This window comes from Bacteroidia bacterium, from assembly GCA_016218155.1.
Classification (GTDB): domain Bacteria; phylum Bacteroidota; class Bacteroidia; order Bacteroidales; family GWA2-32-17; genus GWA2-32-17.
Map to the genome: position 1 here is coordinate 15,794 of JACREQ010000029.1, position 17,773 is coordinate 33,566.

The 17,773-nt window shown below is 31.8% G+C and carries 17 protein-coding genes; 13 read left to right on the plus strand and 4 right to left on the minus strand.

What is annotated here, in order from left to right:
* Positions 1–59: 59 nt before the first annotated feature.
* The 12 genes from HY951_03635 (at position 60) to HY951_03690 (ending at position 12,615) form a co-directional block, all read left to right on the plus strand.
* The gene (locus tag HY951_03635; protein MBI5539123.1) at positions 60–1,286 is read left to right on the plus strand and encodes a PKD domain-containing protein; all 1,227 of its coding nucleotides are present in this window, start codon (positions 60–62) and stop codon (positions 1,284–1,286) included.
* 36 nt (positions 1,287–1,322) lie between these two features.
* Positions 1,323–2,627, plus strand: coding sequence for a hypothetical protein (locus tag HY951_03640; GenBank protein MBI5539124.1), 1,305 nt, complete (start codon positions 1,323–1,325; stop codon positions 2,625–2,627).
* A 145-nt stretch (positions 2,628–2,772) separates the two neighbouring features.
* Positions 2,773–3,294: an NADH-quinone oxidoreductase subunit NuoE gene (gene nuoE, locus HY951_03645; protein ID MBI5539125.1), complete on the plus strand. Its 522-nt coding sequence runs from the start codon at positions 2,773–2,775 to the stop codon at positions 3,292–3,294.
* 13 nt (positions 3,295–3,307) lie between these two features.
* On the plus strand, positions 3,308–5,086 hold the full coding sequence (locus HY951_03650) for an NADH-quinone oxidoreductase subunit NuoF (protein MBI5539126.1): 1,779 nt from the start codon (positions 3,308–3,310) through the stop codon (positions 5,084–5,086).
* A 13-nt stretch (positions 5,087–5,099) separates the two neighbouring features.
* Positions 5,100–8,729 (plus strand): molybdopterin-dependent oxidoreductase, encoded by a 3,630-nt coding sequence (locus HY951_03655; protein MBI5539127.1) that lies wholly within the window; start codon positions 5,100–5,102, stop codon positions 8,727–8,729.
* Positions 8,716–9,171 carry a ferritin family protein gene (locus HY951_03660; protein MBI5539128.1) on the plus strand — a complete coding sequence of 152 codons (456 nt, stop codon included), beginning with the start codon at positions 8,716–8,718 and terminating at the stop codon, positions 9,169–9,171. The genes HY951_03655 and HY951_03660 overlap by 14 nt, the downstream gene beginning before the upstream one ends.
* Positions 9,172–9,369: 198 nt before the next feature.
* Positions 9,370–9,825: a hypothetical protein gene (locus HY951_03665; protein ID MBI5539129.1), complete on the plus strand. Its 456-nt coding sequence runs from the start codon at positions 9,370–9,372 to the stop codon at positions 9,823–9,825.
* 94 nt (positions 9,826–9,919) lie between these two features.
* Positions 9,920–10,258: a winged helix-turn-helix transcriptional regulator gene (locus HY951_03670; GenBank protein ID MBI5539130.1), complete on the plus strand. Its 339-nt coding sequence runs from the start codon at positions 9,920–9,922 to the stop codon at positions 10,256–10,258.
* A 15-nt stretch (positions 10,259–10,273) separates the two neighbouring features.
* On the plus strand, positions 10,274–10,594 hold the full coding sequence (locus tag HY951_03675; protein MBI5539131.1) for a hypothetical protein: 321 nt from the start codon (positions 10,274–10,276) through the stop codon (positions 10,592–10,594).
* A gap of 3 nt (positions 10,595–10,597) precedes the next feature.
* Positions 10,598–11,293, plus strand: coding sequence for a sulfite exporter TauE/SafE family protein (locus HY951_03680; protein MBI5539132.1), 696 nt, complete (start codon positions 10,598–10,600; stop codon positions 11,291–11,293).
* A gap of 13 nt (positions 11,294–11,306) precedes the next feature.
* Positions 11,307–12,317 carry an acetyl-CoA synthase subunit gamma gene (locus HY951_03685; GenBank protein ID MBI5539133.1) on the plus strand — a complete coding sequence of 337 codons (1,011 nt, stop codon included), beginning with the start codon at positions 11,307–11,309 and terminating at the stop codon, positions 12,315–12,317.
* A gap of 1 nt (position 12,318) precedes the next feature.
* Complete coding sequence (locus HY951_03690) at positions 12,319–12,615, plus strand: 4Fe-4S binding protein (GenBank protein ID MBI5539134.1); 297 nt, start codon at positions 12,319–12,321, stop codon at positions 12,613–12,615.
* Positions 12,616–12,694: 79 nt separating this feature from the next.
* On the opposite strand, the gene ychF is transcribed toward HY951_03690, so the two are convergent.
* Together ychF and HY951_03700 are read right to left on the minus strand one after the other, a co-directional pair.
* Positions 12,695–13,783: a redox-regulated ATPase YchF gene (gene ychF / locus HY951_03695; protein MBI5539135.1), complete on the minus strand. Its 1,089-nt coding sequence runs from the start codon at positions 13,781–13,783 to the stop codon at positions 12,695–12,697.
* An 80-nt stretch (positions 13,784–13,863) separates the two neighbouring features.
* Entirely contained in the window at positions 13,864–14,439 is a 576-nt protein-coding gene (locus tag HY951_03700) for a hypothetical protein (GenBank protein ID MBI5539136.1), read from the minus strand.
* 103 nt (positions 14,440–14,542) lie between these two features.
* On the opposite strand from HY951_03700, the gene HY951_03705 reads away from it, so the two are divergent.
* Entirely contained in the window at positions 14,543–15,463 is a 921-nt protein-coding gene (locus HY951_03705; GenBank protein ID MBI5539137.1) for a CPBP family intramembrane metalloprotease, read from the plus strand.
* On the opposite strand, the gene HY951_03710 is transcribed toward HY951_03705, so the two are convergent.
* Both HY951_03710 and HY951_03715 read right to left on the minus strand, forming a co-directional pair.
* Positions 15,431–16,297, minus strand: coding sequence for a hypothetical protein (locus HY951_03710; GenBank protein MBI5539138.1), 867 nt, complete (start codon positions 16,295–16,297; stop codon positions 15,431–15,433). The genes HY951_03705 and HY951_03710 overlap by 33 nt on opposite strands.
* Before the next feature lie 234 nt (positions 16,298–16,531).
* The gene (locus HY951_03715; protein ID MBI5539139.1) at positions 16,532–17,773 is read right to left on the minus strand and encodes a U32 family peptidase; all 1,242 of its coding nucleotides are present in this window, start codon (positions 17,771–17,773) and stop codon (positions 16,532–16,534) included.

Below are 17,773 nucleotides of genomic sequence, written 5' to 3' on the forward strand. Positions count from 1 at the left end.
ATCTCATCTTTTGTAAACTTAATTTGCAACTATTTTTTTTATTTTGCGTCTGAGAAATTATGAAAAAATTAATACCGCTAATATTTTTAGGAATTGGACTTTTCATATCCATTTTTTCCTGTAAACGTGATGATGAGCCAATTCCGGTTGCAGCTTATAGTTATACATATACTCAAGAATGTAACATCCCATCTGAGGTAAATTTTCAAAACCTTTCATTAGATGCAGAAATTTACAGATGGAATTTTGACGACGGCTCTCCTGTTGTTTATGAAAAAAATCCAAAACATCTTTTTCAACATGAAGGTATTTATAATGTTGAATTAACTGCTTATGGAAACGGAGGAATGCACGAACAGATAAAAGCAATTTACATTGTTTCATCTCCTGTTATAAGTTTTTCTGCAAGCGATACAATTATAAATGTAAACGGAAATGTTCTGTTTACAGGTAATGCATTATCAGGTGTTTTGCCATCAGCTTGGTTCTGGAATTTTGGTGATGGAACAACTTCAAATCTACAAAACCCTTCGCATACATATTTAACTCCGGGGTTATTTGACGTTACATTAACTGCAGTAAACGCATGTGGTTCTGCTTACATTGAAAAGAAAAAACATATTACTGTTAATTCACTTGGTTCTGCGCCTAATCCTGATTTTATTGCCAATACAACAAATATTACAGTCGGCCAGTTTGTAAACTTTACAGATCTAACTATAAATAATCCCACAAATTGGAACTGGACATTTAACGGTGCAACTACTGTAAACTCTACAATACAAAATCCTATTAACATCCAGTACAATATTCCCGGAAACTATAACGTAACATTAACATCATCTAATGCACAAGGTTCTAATTCTATTACAAAAACACAATATATTCATGTTCTTAATACAGCTCCAACCACTGTCTTTATTAAAAAAATAACAGTTAAGCAAATGAATTTTCCACCAACACCTCCAATATTTGTAAACCTATTTTATAAATTAACCAACTCTCCTCCTTCCATTTTATATTTAAATGGATTACCACAAATAATTACCGGACTATTTCAATCATCACTTCCTGTTTCTTGGATACTTTCCCCTAATTTTCAACTTCCTGTTTTAAATCAAAATTATCAAATTTCTTTATGGGATAGAAAAGGATTTGCTCCAAATTACATTGAAAATCCAGTTGGATTTGTTCAGTTTAATCCAGCTAATTATACAACTTACCCAACAGTAATTAATTTAATTCAAAACAATATTAATATTGAGATTGAATTACAATGGCAATAATATTAACAAAATGATTATTTAAGAATACACGTAAACATGAATAAGTTTTTCATTTTGTTTTTAATTATCTTTTCAGGGAATCAAATTTTTTCTCAGGTTAATTTTGACTACAATTATATAGAGAAAAAAACATACGACTACTATCTTACAAAACAATGGGATAGTCTTATTTACATTGGTAACATTGCTCTTCAAAACAATATCGATTATTTTTATTTACGATCAAGAATTGGTGCAGCCTATTTTGAAAAGAAAAATTATTTAAAAGCATCTAAACAATTTGAAAAAGCAATGATTTTTAACGGTTCAGACAATTTTGTTTTAGAAAGCCTTTACTATTGTTACACATACCTGGATCGTGAAAACGATGCAAACTTTTTATTAAAAAAACATTCCCAGATTTTTTCTGATAAAATTAAACCAACTTTTTTTCGTGAAATATATTTTGAATCCGGAAGTAGCTTTATTAAAGACTCAGAAAACAACAAACTACTTCAAATGAAAGAGAATGTTGATTGGACAGAATCAAATTTAACAAATAACATATTATACAATAGTCTTGGAATTAAATATAATATTAATAAATATATTATTGTAACAACATCATACAGTAATTTAAAAATATATAACACCAAACAAATACTAATTGGGAATGAAATTCTTAAAGACAATTATAATTTATATCAAAACCAGATTTATACAAATTTAAAATACAGGTTATCAAACGGAACAATAATAATTCCGGCTATTCACTATATACTTGTTGATTACAAAACTTTATTTTCAAAATTCGACACAACAAAGAACAAAGTTATTCAGGAGCGTAAAGGAATTACATTAAACGATTTTGCATTTTCTTTAGCTTTTGATAAAAAATATAATAATTTTGGAATTAACCTTTTTGGCACTTACTCACACTTAAATAACAATACTCAGAATCAAATCGGATTATCAATTAGTTCTGCACCTTTGGGAAACTTAAATTTTTATACAATTACTACATTAGTAGTTCAACATACAAAAAATAAATTAAATTTTATTGGAGAGCAAAACCTTGGTTTTAAAACTTCAAAACATTTATGGTTTGAAGGCTTTGTTACTTTTGGAGAACTAGAAAATTATATTGAAAAAAATGCAATGGTAGTTTATAATATTAATGAAGTGATTAATTTCAGGACAGGCTTATCTATAATAATTCCATATAATAAATTTCAACTCTCTTTTCGATATAATTATATTAAAAAATCAGTCCCTTTTGACTTTTATAAAAACAGTTTAAAAACTACTTCTTTTAATCAACATCAACATTTAATTCTTGGTATCCTCTCTTATAAATTTTAAAGCTTTTTACTAGCTGTATTACATTAACTTAACTACAGTAAAAGCGAAGCATTATTTTATTTAACATTTTCATCAAATTAATATATGTAAATTAAGAGATTATTGTAATTTTAGGCTTTCAAATTTTAAAATAAAATATTTAGTTATGCGCATTAAACGTATTGCAAATGAATGCGATCCAAAAGCAAACTCAGTTCATATTGACATTGAAAAGCTGGAGCCTGTTATAGAAAAATACAAAAACAAAAAGGGTAATTTAATTCCAATACTTCAGGCAACACAAAATCTTTATGGCTTTGTTCCAAAAATTGCATTAGAATATATTTCAGAAAAAACAGGACTTCAATTAAGTGATATGTTTGGGGTTGCTACTTTTTATGCACAGTTTAGACTTAACCCCGTGGGAAAACATATCATTAAAGTATGTCATGGTACGGCTTGCCACGTTCAAAATGCAAATATTATTACAGACTCCTTAATAGAGGCTTTAAAAATAAACGATGGTGAAACAACTCCCGATAATTTATTTACTCTTGAGTCTGTTGCATGCCTTGGTTGTTGCTCGCTAGCTCCCGTTATGATGATAGGCAATGACACATATGGAAAGCTATCAGGAAAATCTTCTGTAAACATTGTTAAAGAAATTCAACTAAAAGAAAAAAATTAAACATATTCCGATAATGGGAAAGATGAAAGTATTAATTGGAATGGCAAGTTGCGGAATTGCTGCAGGTGCTTCCAAAGTTTACGACAAAATTTATGCTCTGAAAGAATCAGAAAAACTCGATTTCGAACTTGTAAAAACAGGTTGCATTGGAATGTGTTTTCGTGAACCATTAGTTGAAATTATTGATGATGGCAATTCTTTTTTATATGGCGAAATTGACGAAAAAAGAGCAGTTGAAATATTTGAAAAACATATTAAGCTCTCCGAACCAATTAAAGAGTACGTTGTTAAAACCGACCTGTTTGAAACAAAGGATGACACTTTCTGGAAAGGACAGGTAAAAATCGCTTTACGTAATTGTGGCGTTATTGTTCCTGAAAGTATTGGCGATTACGAAACTCAAAATGGATATAATGCCATAAAAAAAATATTAACCGAAAACATTTCACAGGAAACAGTAATTCAATCTATCATCGATTCCGGCTTAAGGGGTCGCGGTGGTGGCGGTTTTTCAACCGGAATGAAATGGAAATTTGCATTTAATAACAAATCTGACGAAAAATATATTATCTGCAATGCCGACGAAGGTGACCCTGGTGCATTCATGGATAGATCAGTTTTAGAAGGCGATCCACATGCTGTTCTTGAAGGAATGACAATTGCCGCTTATGCAATTGGTGGAACAGAGGGTGTTATTTATTGCAGAGCAGAATACCCACTTGCAATTATTCGCTTAAACATAGCGCTTGCTCAGGCAAGAGAAAAAGGATATTTAGGAAAAAACATATACGGGAAACAAGGTTTTAATTTCGACATTCATGTTAAAGAAGGTGCCGGAGCTTTTGTGTGTGGCGAAGAAACTGCATTAATGGCCTCAATTGAAGGTGAGCGCGGAATGCCTCGTCGCAGACCTCCTTTCCCTGCCGCATCAGGACTTTGGAAAAAACCAACAAATATTAACAACGTAGAAACATTTGCTAATGTTCCTTCTATAATTTTAAATGGTGCTAATTCATACAACATTTATGGAACAGAAAAATCAAAAGGAACAAAAGTTTTTGCTCTTACTGGAAAAATTAATCGTGGTGGCTTAGTTGAAGTTCCAATGGGAATAACAATAAACGATGTTATTTTTAAACTTGGTGGTGGTATTCAGGAGAATAAAAAATTTAAAGCTGTTCAGTTAGGCGGACCATCTGGTGGCTGTATTCCCGAACATTTAACTGACACAATTGTAGATTACGACTCAGTTACTGCAACAGGTGCCATTATGGGTTCGGGCGGTATGGTTGTAATGGACGAAACCACATGTATGGTAGACATGGCAAGGTTTTTCCTTGATTTTACTCAAAAGGAATCTTGCGGAAAATGTACATTCTGCCGTATCGGAACAAAGCGCATGTTAGAAATATTAACAAGAATCACAGAAGGTGAAGGTCGTGAAGGTGATATTGAAATGCTTGAAGAATTATCAGTTCAAATTAAAGATAATTCACTTTGTGGTTTAGGTCAAACAGCTCCAAATCCCGTTCTTACAACAATAAAATATTTCAGAAATGAATACGAAGCACATATTCATAGCAAGAAATGCCCAGCACACGGTTGTAAAAAATTACTAACATATACAGTTGTTGAAGATAAATGTACCGGATGTACTGTTTGTGCTAAAAACTGTCCAGTTAACGCAATTACTGGTGAACGTAAACAAAAACATCTTATTAATCAGGAAACCTGTATTAAATGTGGAGTTTGTTTTAACAAATGTAAATTTGAAGCAATTAAGTTATCGTAAATAAGAAAATATTATGAGCTCATTGAATATAATCCTTAATGGTAAAAACATAACAGGAAACACAGGAGAATCAATCTTGGAGTTAGCAAAGCGAAATGGAATTGAAATTCCAACATTGTGCAACGATCCAAGAATTGAACCTTATTCCTCTTGTTATGTATGTGTTGTTGAAGTAGAAGGAATGCGCGGAATGCAACCCTCCTGCTCTACTAAAATTACTGAAGGAATGAAAATAACAACTAACAGTGATAAAGTTGTTAAAGCACGTAAATCTGCACTTGACTTATTAGTTAGTAACCATTATGCAGACTGCACTGCTCCTTGCAAGCAAACTTGCCCTGCCGGTGTTGATGTTCAAGGATACATTTCATTAATAGAAAAAGGATTATACAGCGAAGCTGTTGAATTAATAAAAAAAGTAAATCCACTTCCTGCTATTTGTGGACGTATATGTGTTCGCCCGTGCGAGGTTGCTTGTCGTCGTAATTTACTTGATGAAGGTGCTGCTGTAGGAATAGATTATTTAAAACGTTTTGCTTCTGATATTGATTTAGAATCACCAAACAGATATATTCCTGAAATAAAACCAGCAACCGGAAAAAAAGTTGCGATTATTGGTGCAGGTCCTGGTGGTTTATCTGCTGCATGGTTTTTACAATTACAGGGACATTCATGTGATATTTTTGAAGCTAATCCAAAATCCGGCGGATGGCTTCGTTATGGTATTCCTGAGTACAGACTTCCAAATGAAATTATTGATAAAGAAGTCGCTGCTATCACTGAATTAGGTGCTAACATTTATTACAATAAAAATCTTGGTGGTAATTTTTCATATAAAGAAATTAAAGAAAAATATCAGGCAACTATCCTAACAATAGGCTCGCAAGGTGGAACTCCTATTGGTTGCGAAGGCGACGATGCTGAAAATGTTTTTAGCGGAATCGAGTTTTTGCGCAACATGGAAATTACCGGTCAGCAATATAATTTTAAAGGAAAAACTATAGCAGTTATTGGTGGTGGAAATACTGCAATGGATTGTTGTCGTACTTCACTTCGTTGTAATGCCGATAAAGTTTATGTTATTTATCGTCGTACCGAAAAGGAAATGCCTGCAAATCCAATAGAAATTCACGAATCAAAACTGGAAGGTGTTGAATATTTATTTTTAACTGCTCCTAAAAAAGTAAATAAAACAGCAGATGGAAAAGTAAAATCTATTACTTGCCTGAAAATGGAATTAGGTGAACCTGATGCATCTGGAAGACGCCGCCCTGTTGTTGTAGAGAACTCTGATTTTGAAGTTGAAATTGATTATATCTTAGCTGCAATCGGACAAAAAACAATAGTGAATTTTATTAATGACATTAACGAATTTGCTACTGATGGTCAGTTAAAAATAAATAAATGGGGGGATTTAGACGCAAATCCTAAAACTTTACAAACCGGTATTAGTTCAGTTTTCGCAGCTGGCGATGGGGTAACCGGTCCGGCAACAGTAATTGAGGCAATTGCACAGGCAAGAAAAGCTGCACGTAGTTGCGACCAATATTTAAAAGGTCAGGAACTTACTCCGGAGAACTACGAATTCATTAGTAAAAAAGACAATTTCAAGAAACAACAGAAAGAAAATTACAAAGGTCATTTTGAAAAACAATTAAGACACGAAATGCCAACAATAGATTCAACTGACAGAATTAATTTTAAAGAAGTTGAATTAGGATACGAAAACGAAGATGTTGCGCATCAGGAAGCCAATCGCTGTCTTGAATGTGGTTGTGTTGAATACTACGATTGCGATCTAAAAAAATACGCAACTGATTATAACGCAACACAAGAAAAATATAAAGGTTCATTCAAGGATTACGAAGTTAAATTCGATCATCCTTTTATTGAAATTGACAATAATAAATGCATTTTATGTGCACGTTGTGTAAGAATTTGTCGTGAAGTTGTTGGAGCAAATGCACTAGGTTTAATTAATCGCGGATTTGACACATACGTTGCTCCTAGTATGCAAAAACGCTTAGGCGATACAAATTGTGAATCATGCGGGATGTGTATCTCTACTTGTCCTACTGCAGCAATTACAGAAAATGTTTTATTTAAACCAGGTCCTGTTCAAACATCTTCAATACAATCAATTTGTAACTATTGTTCTGTAGGATGCGAAATAGAATATCATCAAAAAGGTGATTTCATTTGGCGCGTAACTGGTAGTAACGGAATGGTAAATAAAGATGGGAATTTATGCCGTTTCCCAAAATTTGGTTATAACTCTATTAACAATAAAACAAGAATAACTAAGCCTTTATTAAAAGAAAATGGAACTTTCAAAGAAATTTCTTTTGAAGAAGCATATAATATTATAACAAATAACGCTAAATCAATAAAAGCACAAGAAACTGCAGTTTTTGCCGGAGCAAGACTTTCAAATGAAGAAATTTTTCTTGTTAATAAATTTGCAACAGATGGTTTAAAAACCGAGAATATTGGATCATTCCATTATTTAGGAAGAGGAGATGGATATATAAATAATAGCCTTGCAAATACACCTTTTGAACAAATTACTGGTGCAGAAAAGGTTTTCTTATTTGGTTCAGAAATAAATACTGATAATGCTGTTGCTGGTTTTATGATTCAGAATAAAAAATTCCTGAGTAAAATTAAAATTGATGCAATAACTACAAAACAACATTCATCAATGGAGCATAAAGTTGACAAAACAATGCACATTGCTTCATATTATCATTTCATAAAAGCTGTAAACCATTATTTATTAACAGAAGGCAAACAGAATAATTTATTTATTTCCTCACAAACAAACGGTTTCGAAGATTACAAAAAAACTGCTTTAGCTGAAAGTTTTGATGAGTTAGTGTCAAAATCAGGTGTTTCAGCAAGTATAATAAAAACTTTTGCTGATGATTATAACATGACCGCAAATGCAATTCTTGTTTTCTCAGAAAAAGAAGTTTCTGCAAATACTTCTGTTGAAATCAGAAATTTTGCAATGATTACAGGCAAACTAGGAAAAACTTCAATGGGTATTATTTCACTAAAAGAAAAGAATAATTCTGAAGGCATATTGAATTTCGAAACTGCTTCCCTAACAAATGACCTGTTAGATAAATTAAATTCCGGTAAAATTAAAAATCTTTTCATTTTTGGTGAAGATCCTATAGGTTGCACAGTAGACAAAAACACCACAAACAACTGGTTTAACAATGCTGATTTTGTAGTAGTTCAGGATTATTTCATGACAGAAACTGCAAAACAAGCTTCGCTAATTTTACCGTCATCATTCCAGTTTGAAACAGGTGGAAGCTATACCAATACTCAAAAAGTAATTCAGCAATTTGGCGGCACTTATTCAAACCAGATAACAGAGTGCAACTTAACTCAGTTGTTGGAACTTGCTAAAAGGCTTAACATTTCTGATGTTCAGTGTGGTGAAGATGTAAATACAGAAATGCTGAAAACAATCGCAAAAACAAATAATATAAGTTCATTTGAATTTCAACATACTTCAGCAGATAATCAAAATCGTTTATTCGATTATGGTTGTGACAATTTAGTTATGAAATTTGAAACTTATTTTGAAAATTCATTCACCATTAAAAAAGAAGTTTATGAGGGAGTTTAACAACGTTGACGATATTCTTGATTTTGCAATAAAAAACGAACAACAAGCTGTAGATTTTTATCGTGAATTGGCTGCAAAATCTCAAAATGCAGATATGCGAGAAACTTTTGAAAAGTTTGCTATCGAAGAAATTGGACATAAAGCAAAACTTACTAAAGTAAAAGAAGACAAAATATTTACTATTAATAAAGAGGTAATTATTGACCTTAAGCTAGCAGATTACGTTGACCATGTAAAGCCATCTGAAAATATGAGTTATCAGGATGCTTTAATTTTAGCAATGAAACGTGAAAAATCTGCATTCAAACTTTATACTAACCTTGCAGCCAGAACTACAAACAAAGATTTACAGGAATTATTTCTTCAATTAGCACAAGAAGAATCCAAACATAAAATGATGTTTGAGATTGAATACGACGAAGTAATTTTAAGGGAAAACTAGTTTCTCATTTTGTCATTCTGAGCATCCGCCGCGGCGGACGAAGAATCTAAATTCTAGGTTAGAATCTTCATTACGTTTCACTTCTCCGCCGCGGCAGAGAACAGAATTACAAAACAAACTAATTCTTAAAACCTTTTTTACAACTTACCGTAAAAAAATAAACTAATTTTTAAATTATTAACCTAAAACTTAATTACTATGATGCGAGCATTTTACCTAACGTTATTAGTTCTTACTATAGCCTTTGCAGGAGTTGAAATATATTATGCAGAGGAGGTTCAAACTGCAAGATGGAGTAGCTATGATTACAATAGTTACGACCCATATGGATCCTCAAGCTACGATTCTTATCAGTACAGTAATGAAGATGATGAAAAAACCATGGAAGCTGGATTTGTAACAATGGGTTTCTTCCTTATTTATACAGTGCTATTTGTTTTATCCTTAATTAAAATTAAAAAAACTACTATGAAAGTTTTTTCAATTATCGGACTTTCATTAACAGGAATTATGATTTTGTGGGACGGATTAATGATTTCATCTCCTTCAGGTATTTCCTTTGATGAAGTTGCACCTGGCTGGATTTTATATCAGGTTGTAATGTTAGCATTTATGATTGTTGGAACTATTCAGGCATTTAAAGCTAAAGCTTAGTTTTTATAATAATTTTTTAAAGTCTCAAAGATAAAATTTGAGGCTTTTTTATTCAAAATATATGTCGTATGTTTACAACATATATTTTTGTTAGATGACTTATTCAAAAAATCATGCTTTTAGTTCTGAATTGCAGGAAATTGCTGTAATATGCAAAGCACTTTCTCATCCGGCAAGGTTAGCAATTCTTCAACATCTTTCAACCTGCACAAGTTGTATTTCGGGTGATATTACAAAAGAAATACCTTTAAGCAGAACAACAGTTTCTCAACATTTGCAGGAATTAAAAAAAGCAAATTTAATTCAGGGCGAAATTGACGGAGTAAAAATTTGTTATTGCCTGAATTCATCTACCATTAAAAAACATTTCGGTTTATTAAATAAAGTACTTACCGAAATAACAAATAATAAGAAATTCAATAAATGTTGTTAAATAAATAAAATAATCATGGAAGAAAATAAAGATCAAAAAGATTGTGGATGTGGCACAGGAAATAATAACGATTGTTGCCAACCTAAAAGTTCAAAAAAACGCATGTGGACAACTATTATTTTCATCGTTGTTATTCTTGCTGCAGGATTGCTAATTTCTTATAAAATGTTCTGTCCTCATGCATGCAAAAGTGATGCTGCTTGTTCAAAAGATAGTACTGCTTCATGTTGTCCAAGTAAAAATGTACAGGACACATCATCAGTTCCTGCATGTTGTGCAGGTAAAACAGCAACAATAGATACAACTTCAGTATCTCCATGTTGTGCAAAAAAATAAATAATGACTGAGTGGATTAACACAGCACTCAATTCGGGTGCTGGTTCTTTCTCAATGCTTTTTGCAGTTTTTTTATTGGGGATTATAAGCACTTTTACTTCTTGCTGCAACTATGCAATAATTGGCTCAGTTACGGGCTATTCTGCAAGTTATTCAATAAACTCAAGCAAGAAAAGTCAAATATTATTTAGCATTGCTTTTTTGTTAGGAAGTGTAATTTCACTTGCAATTATTGGCGCAATAATGGGTTATATTGGTTCTGCTGTTGTTGAAGCAGTAGGTGCTTTCTGGAAAATAGCTGTTGCGATTCTTTTAATTCTTTTTGGTCTTTTATCTTTAGGATTAGTTCCGATAAAAATACCTCAACTCAATATTAAAAGCACAAAAAAAGGATTTCTCCCAGGATTAGTATTAGGAATTTTCACAGGTGGATTATCTTTAGTATGCAACGTATGTTGCAATCCTATTTTACCGATTGTTTTAGGAGCATCATTTGTTAAAGCAAGCATATTATGGGGAACTTTGATTTTAATTGCCTATGCGATTGGATACAGCCTGCCTTTTACAATTGCAATTGCAGGAATACAAATGGGTTTTGGCAAGATTTCAAACAAAATGAAAAATGCCAGTAAAATTATCACATATATTGCTGGGGTAATTATGATTTTATCTGGATTTTATTTGATTTATACTTTCTAGTTTGCACTTTATTATTTCGCATATAGAACTCGAAAAGAGTATCCCGGTTGTTTCAACAAAGCTTGAGATAAAAGATTATATTGGAGCAATAAAAGCCAGATGGTCGTTTAACAGACATAATTTTAAAATTGTTCCAGGTTTATATGCAGTCGGAAAACCTGATAAAAACTCAGAAATTTTTGTTACCTCAAATTATAAACTAAGCTTTGACCACTTAAGAAAAAATCTTGACGGTCTGAACTCATGGATACTTGTTTTAAACACTAACGGAATAAATGTATGGTGTGCGGCAGGAAAAGGCACTTTCGGAACAAATGAACTTGTTTCAAAAATAAATGAATTTAATTTAGTGAATATTGTTTCACATAAAAGAATTATTGTTCCACAACTTGGTGCTGTTGGGGTTTCTGCCCATGAAGTAAAAAAAGAAACAGGTTTTAACATAAAATACGGACCTGTAAAAGCTTCAGATATTAAAACTTTTGTAAACAATAATTATAAAGCAGACATAAAAATGAGAACTGTCTTTTTTAATTTTAAAGACAGATTAGTCCTAACTCCTGTAGAAATAGTTGCTCATCTTAAATACTGGATTGTACTTTTCTCATCTCTTTTTATTTTAAGTTGTTTGACCAAGAATGGCTTCTCTGTTGATGATGGATGGAATTATCTTCACATTATTTTAATAAATCTAGGAGGAGCATATTTAATTGGCACATTAATTACACCAATACTTTTGCCATACATTCCTATTAGAAATTTCTCGTTTAAAGGGTTAACATTAGGTCTTATATTCACTACAATAATTTCAGTTTTTAAAATTAATGGTAACAATATCCCTGAAATAGTTTCCTGGCTATTTATGAATATGGCTATTTCTTCATTTACAGCAATGAACTTCACCGGATCATCAACCTTCACCTCACTTTCAGGAGTTAAAAAGGAAATGAGAATTGCAATCCCAATACAAATAGGGTTATTTGTTATAGGATTAATTACATGGATAATTCTTAGATTTATATAGCATGACAGGACTAACATATATAAAAAACGTCACAACACTTGAGCTTGATGCGGAAAAATGCACTGGTTGCTCGATGTGTGCTATTGTTTGCCCTCATAATGTTTTTGAGATTAAGAACAAAAAATCAAAAATTCTTGATAAAGATTTATGTATGGAATGTGGAGCTTGTCAGAAAAATTGCCCAGAAAATGCCATTAAAGTTCAAACAGGTGTAGGATGTGCCGCAGGCATTATAATTGGTTTTATTAAAGGAACCGAACCTGACTGTAGTTGCGGAGAAGGTTCTTCATGCTGCTAATATACGCTGTCAGTCTGAGGCTCTCGAAGACTGACCGTCACCCTTCGAGAACCTCAGTGTGATAAATTATTTTAACAATTTATACGTTAAATCTGATATTCAAAATATCACCATCTTCAACAATATAATTTTTGCCTTCTATAAATAATTTACCTTTTTCTTTACAAGCCTGTTCGGTTTTAAGTGTTGTATAATCTATATATTTCATTACCTCGGCACGAATAAATCCACGCTCTAAATCGCTATGAATTACTCCTGCTGCATTTGGTGCAGTCATACCCTTTTTAATAGTCCACGCACGAATTTCTTTTACTCCTACTGTAAAAAATGTAAGTAAATTTAATGACTCGTAAGCTGCACGAACCAGCTTGTTAACACCGGGCTCTAATAATCCGGCATCTTCCAAAAACATTTTACGATCATCATCACTTTCCAATTCAGCAATTTCAGATTCTAACTTACCTGCAATTATTAATACTTCGGCACTTTGTTCTGAAAGATATTCAGCCATTGCTTTTGAAAAACTATTACCATTTACAGCTGATGCAGAGTCAACATTAGCAACATAAATAACTTTCTTTGCCGATAAAAGAAAAACATCATCAGCATGTCGTTTATCATGCTCTGGCAAATCTATTGTTCGTGCTGGTTTAAAAGATTCCAGATGCTCTTTATAAAGCTGCATTATTTCAATTCCTCGTTTTGCATCTTTATCCCCGGCTTTTAAATTTTTCTCAAGTCGTAAAATCTTTTTTTCTACTGATTCCAAATCACGAGCCTGAAGTTCAAGCTCAATATTTTCTATATCTCTAATAGGATTTACTGTAATGTCAGGATGCGGAATTGTAGGATCGTCAAAACATCTAACAACGTGTAATAACGCATCTGTATTTCTTATTTCTGTCAATAACCTATTACCTGAACTTTCGTTATTTCCCGCACCTCTAACTAAACCGGGAATATCAACAATAGCAACTGTTGCATGAACAATCTTTTCTGAATGTTCTAATTTATCTAACTCATACAATCTATTATCGGGAACCTGAATAACACCAACATTTGGTTTATTTGAGAATGATTCAGTTGAAGCTTTATTATTTGAGATACAATTAAAAATAGTTGTTTTTCCAGAACCAGTTATTCCGATAATTCCACATTGTAAAGCCATAAATACAGTTTTAAATTATATGCAAATTTAGAAAAAGCTAATGGAAAAAAGACTATAATAAAAAAATCAATTATAAATCTCTACTGCTGTCTTCCTTCAATACTACAAAGCATAATTCCTGCTGCAAGAATTAATCTTCTGTCTATTGGAGGTTTTGGATGTGTAATAGACAAAGTATATTTTAATACAAAAGGATTAAAATGCTGTTGAATTTTTGCAATCTCAACACCAGTAATATCTGTAATTATATAGTTCTGAGGAACCAAATTAATAAACCTACTTAGCAAAGCACCTCCCAAACTGGTTTCTTTAAGTTTTCCAATTTCAGTTCCTTCAGGAGATAAATAAAGCCACTCATCACTTAGCAATGACTTAAGTCCTTTTCGTTTTAAGGAACCAACATGTTCTCCTGTTTTTGTATCGTTTACATTATAAGTAGCAGAAAAATCAATAAATCTAGGCGTTTTAATATTAATTAGCTCTTCTGATTTTGTCTGATCGGAATATATTCTAAAATCCTCTTTTAACTTAAATGCCTTTTGTTCAGAATACAACAACAAATTCATTTCTTTGTCTAAAACTTTAAATGAGCCACCAAAAAGTTTAAATACTTTTTTTCTGAAAATGTAAGTCGATTGGTTAAAGGCCTGATTCATAATTTTATTATTTTTAAAATTGATATATTATATTATGTAAAAATACTTAATTAAATGGAATGACTAAAAAGAATATTTATCTTTGATTTTAAATAGTTTTTAAATGATAAAAGGAATATTATATCGTCTATCACCGGGAGCAAAATTTGCAGTTTCATTATTAATAATTGTTACCTGCTTCTTTTTACTGTATTTTATTGGAATAGTAATTTCAATAACTGTTTTTAAATGGAATATACTACAAAACCCTGCTCTTTTATCTGATTTTTCTAATCCTCAAACTATTCAGGTACTAAAATTTTTGCAGCTAATTCAGAGTATAGGAATATTTTTACTCCCCCCATTAATTATAGGTTATCTCTGTTATCCATCATTAACTGAATTTTTGCGTTTAAAACGCAAACCTTCATTAATAACATTTGCATTAACTTTATTAGCAGGAATATTCTTTCTTCCATTTTCTAACTGGCTTGCTTATATAAATTCTTATCTTGAATTACCTGCATTTATGAGCTGGGTAGAACAATGGATGAGGAGTTCTGAGGCATCTGCAGCAAAGCTAACCGAGGCCTTTTTAAATGTAAATGACACCACCGGACTATTATATAATATTGTTTTAATTGCTGTATTACCTGCAATTGGTGAAGAGTTATTATTCAGAGGATTGTTACAAAGAATTTTCACACAGTGGTCAAAAAGTTCGCATTGGGGAATCTGGATTTCTGCATTTATTTTTTCAGCAATACACTTACAGTTTTTCGGATTTTTACCTAGATTTTTTCTTGGAGTATTCTTCGGATATTTATTAGAAATAACAGGCAGCCTATGGATTCCTATTTTAGCACATTTTATTAATAACTTTACTGGTGTATTGTTATCATATTTTATAGCAAATCATACAATACCTGAAAAATCTAATGATTTTGGTATGACATCGGGAACATGGATATACGGAATTTTAGGAGGAATACTTGGATGCCTAATGCTTTGGCTAGTTATTCGTAAAGAAAATAGAGTATTGTAGCTGTTCTTTATTTTCTTCTTCTATAACATCAGTTTCTAACAAATCTCTTCTTTCCTGCTGTAATGTAGTTTCGGCCATTATTTCAGCTTCGCTAACAAACTCATCAGTTTCTATTTCATTTGTAACTTCTACAGATTGTTTTTCATCTCTTTCGTAAGGTCTGTAAACATATACAACACCATATTTTGAAGCTTTATCACGTCGTACATCTTCTGGCAAAAGATCAAAAGTTGCTTCAACCTCATTCCAACAAGTTAAAATCAGTAAATCTGCTTCTGAACGCATTGATGCTATCTTATCAGTAGCATATGCTGTGGTTTTTTGCAATACTTTCTGATAACGAACTGCCTCAAGAAAATGCTCATATCTTACTCTTACAACAGCAGCTGTGGGATTTGTTATAGGGTTGCCTCCATTTGAAATACGCTCTGCTTCGCCCTTTATTAGTTTATCACCCCAGAAAGCTATATCTTTTTCGTTATTTAAATTAGGTAATTTTGAATCGTTTTCTCTTAACCCATAAAATTTTCGTGCTGCCGGCATTATTTCGCCTCTCATTATAGCAAAATTTAACACTTGATAAAAATGAGAAATATATAATTTTGCTTTTCTTGTAATAACACCTAATTCTTTACTTTTTGAAGATTGTGAAGAAAATGAAGATTTTTGTTGCTGCATCATTTGCTCAAAAGAAGTGTAAAAATTACGCATCTTTTGTAATGTTGACTGTGAAAATGCTAGCTTAAAAGGAGGAATCTCAACACCTGCAGCTAAAGCCATTTTTAAAGCTTTTAATCTTGCAATATCGGTATTTGGTAATCTTCTATATGGCATTTAGTCAAAAAAATTTATTTTTGGTTAATGCGAAGATAGGGTATCGTATTTCAATGTAATGTATATTCTCAACTAAAATATAAACATTTAACTGTTAATATCATTACACACTTAGATTGTTATAATAAAGGCAATTATAAAGACTAAAAAAAATAATAACAAGTAATTACATGAAAATTATTTAATATTGATAAAACTAGATACGATGTTTTTTTTAATCTTTTTTTTAGAATATTATTCTTCCATCCATTTATAGACTTTATCATTTCTTCTTAACACAACAGATGAAGGAATACTGCAAACCGAGCCCTTAGCAGCAGTTCCAGAAGATTTATCTTCTAATCTTATTTCAGATAACTTAATTTCAACAACACCAGACGAAGGGCCTATTACCAAAATATTATCACCAATAGTAATTTCCCCTGTTTCTATTAGTAATTCAACAACGTTAATATTTTTAAAGTAATTTGTAACTTTTCCAATATACACTTTTCTCTTTGTTGCTGATGATCCATAATTTCTTGTCCACTCTCCTATTTTAGCACCTAAATAATAACCTTCCCAAAACCCTCTGTTATAAACGGATTTTAACCTGGTTGTCCATATCTCAATTTTATCTTCATTGAAATCGTTATTTTTCCATGATAAAACTGCTTCGTTATAACATTCTGTTACAACTTTTACATACTCGGGAGCTCTTGCACGACCTTCTATTTTAAGAACCGTAACTCCTGCATCCAATATTTTATCCAGAATATGAATAGTACACAAATCTTTTGGTGACATTATATACTCATTATCAATTTCTAGTTGATAGTCACTTCCCTTTTCTGTAACAGTATATCCTCTCCGACAATTTTGCAAACAACTTCCACGATTTGCGGAATGATTATTTTCGTGCAAGCTAATATAACATTTACCACTAACAGACATGCATAAAGCACCATGTACAAATATTTCAATTCTAACTTTATTTCCTGAAGGACCTAATAAATTTTCTTCATCTATTTTTTTACATATTTCTGCAGTTTGCAAAACAGTAAGCTCTCTTGCAAGCACCATAACATCGCAGTATTTTGAAAAAAACTTTACTGCCTGATAATTTGAAATATTTAATTGTGTTGATGCATGAATTTCGATTCCTGCTTGTTTAGCACATTCTAAGGCAGCCATGTCGCTTGCTATAACGGCTGTTACTCCTGCATGTTTTGCTGCATCAATTAAAATCTGCATTTCTGATATTTCGTTATCATAAATAACAGTATTAACTGTTAAGTAGCTTTTTACATTATGTTCGTTACAAATTGCAACAATTTTATTCAAATCATCAACAGTAAAGTTAAATGTAGATTTTGAGCGCATATTCAAATTACCTACTCCAAAATATACCGAACTTGCTCCTCCCTGAATTGCAGCCATAAGGTTTTCATATGAACCGACTGGCGACATTACCTCTATATTTGAATGTTCTCTCAT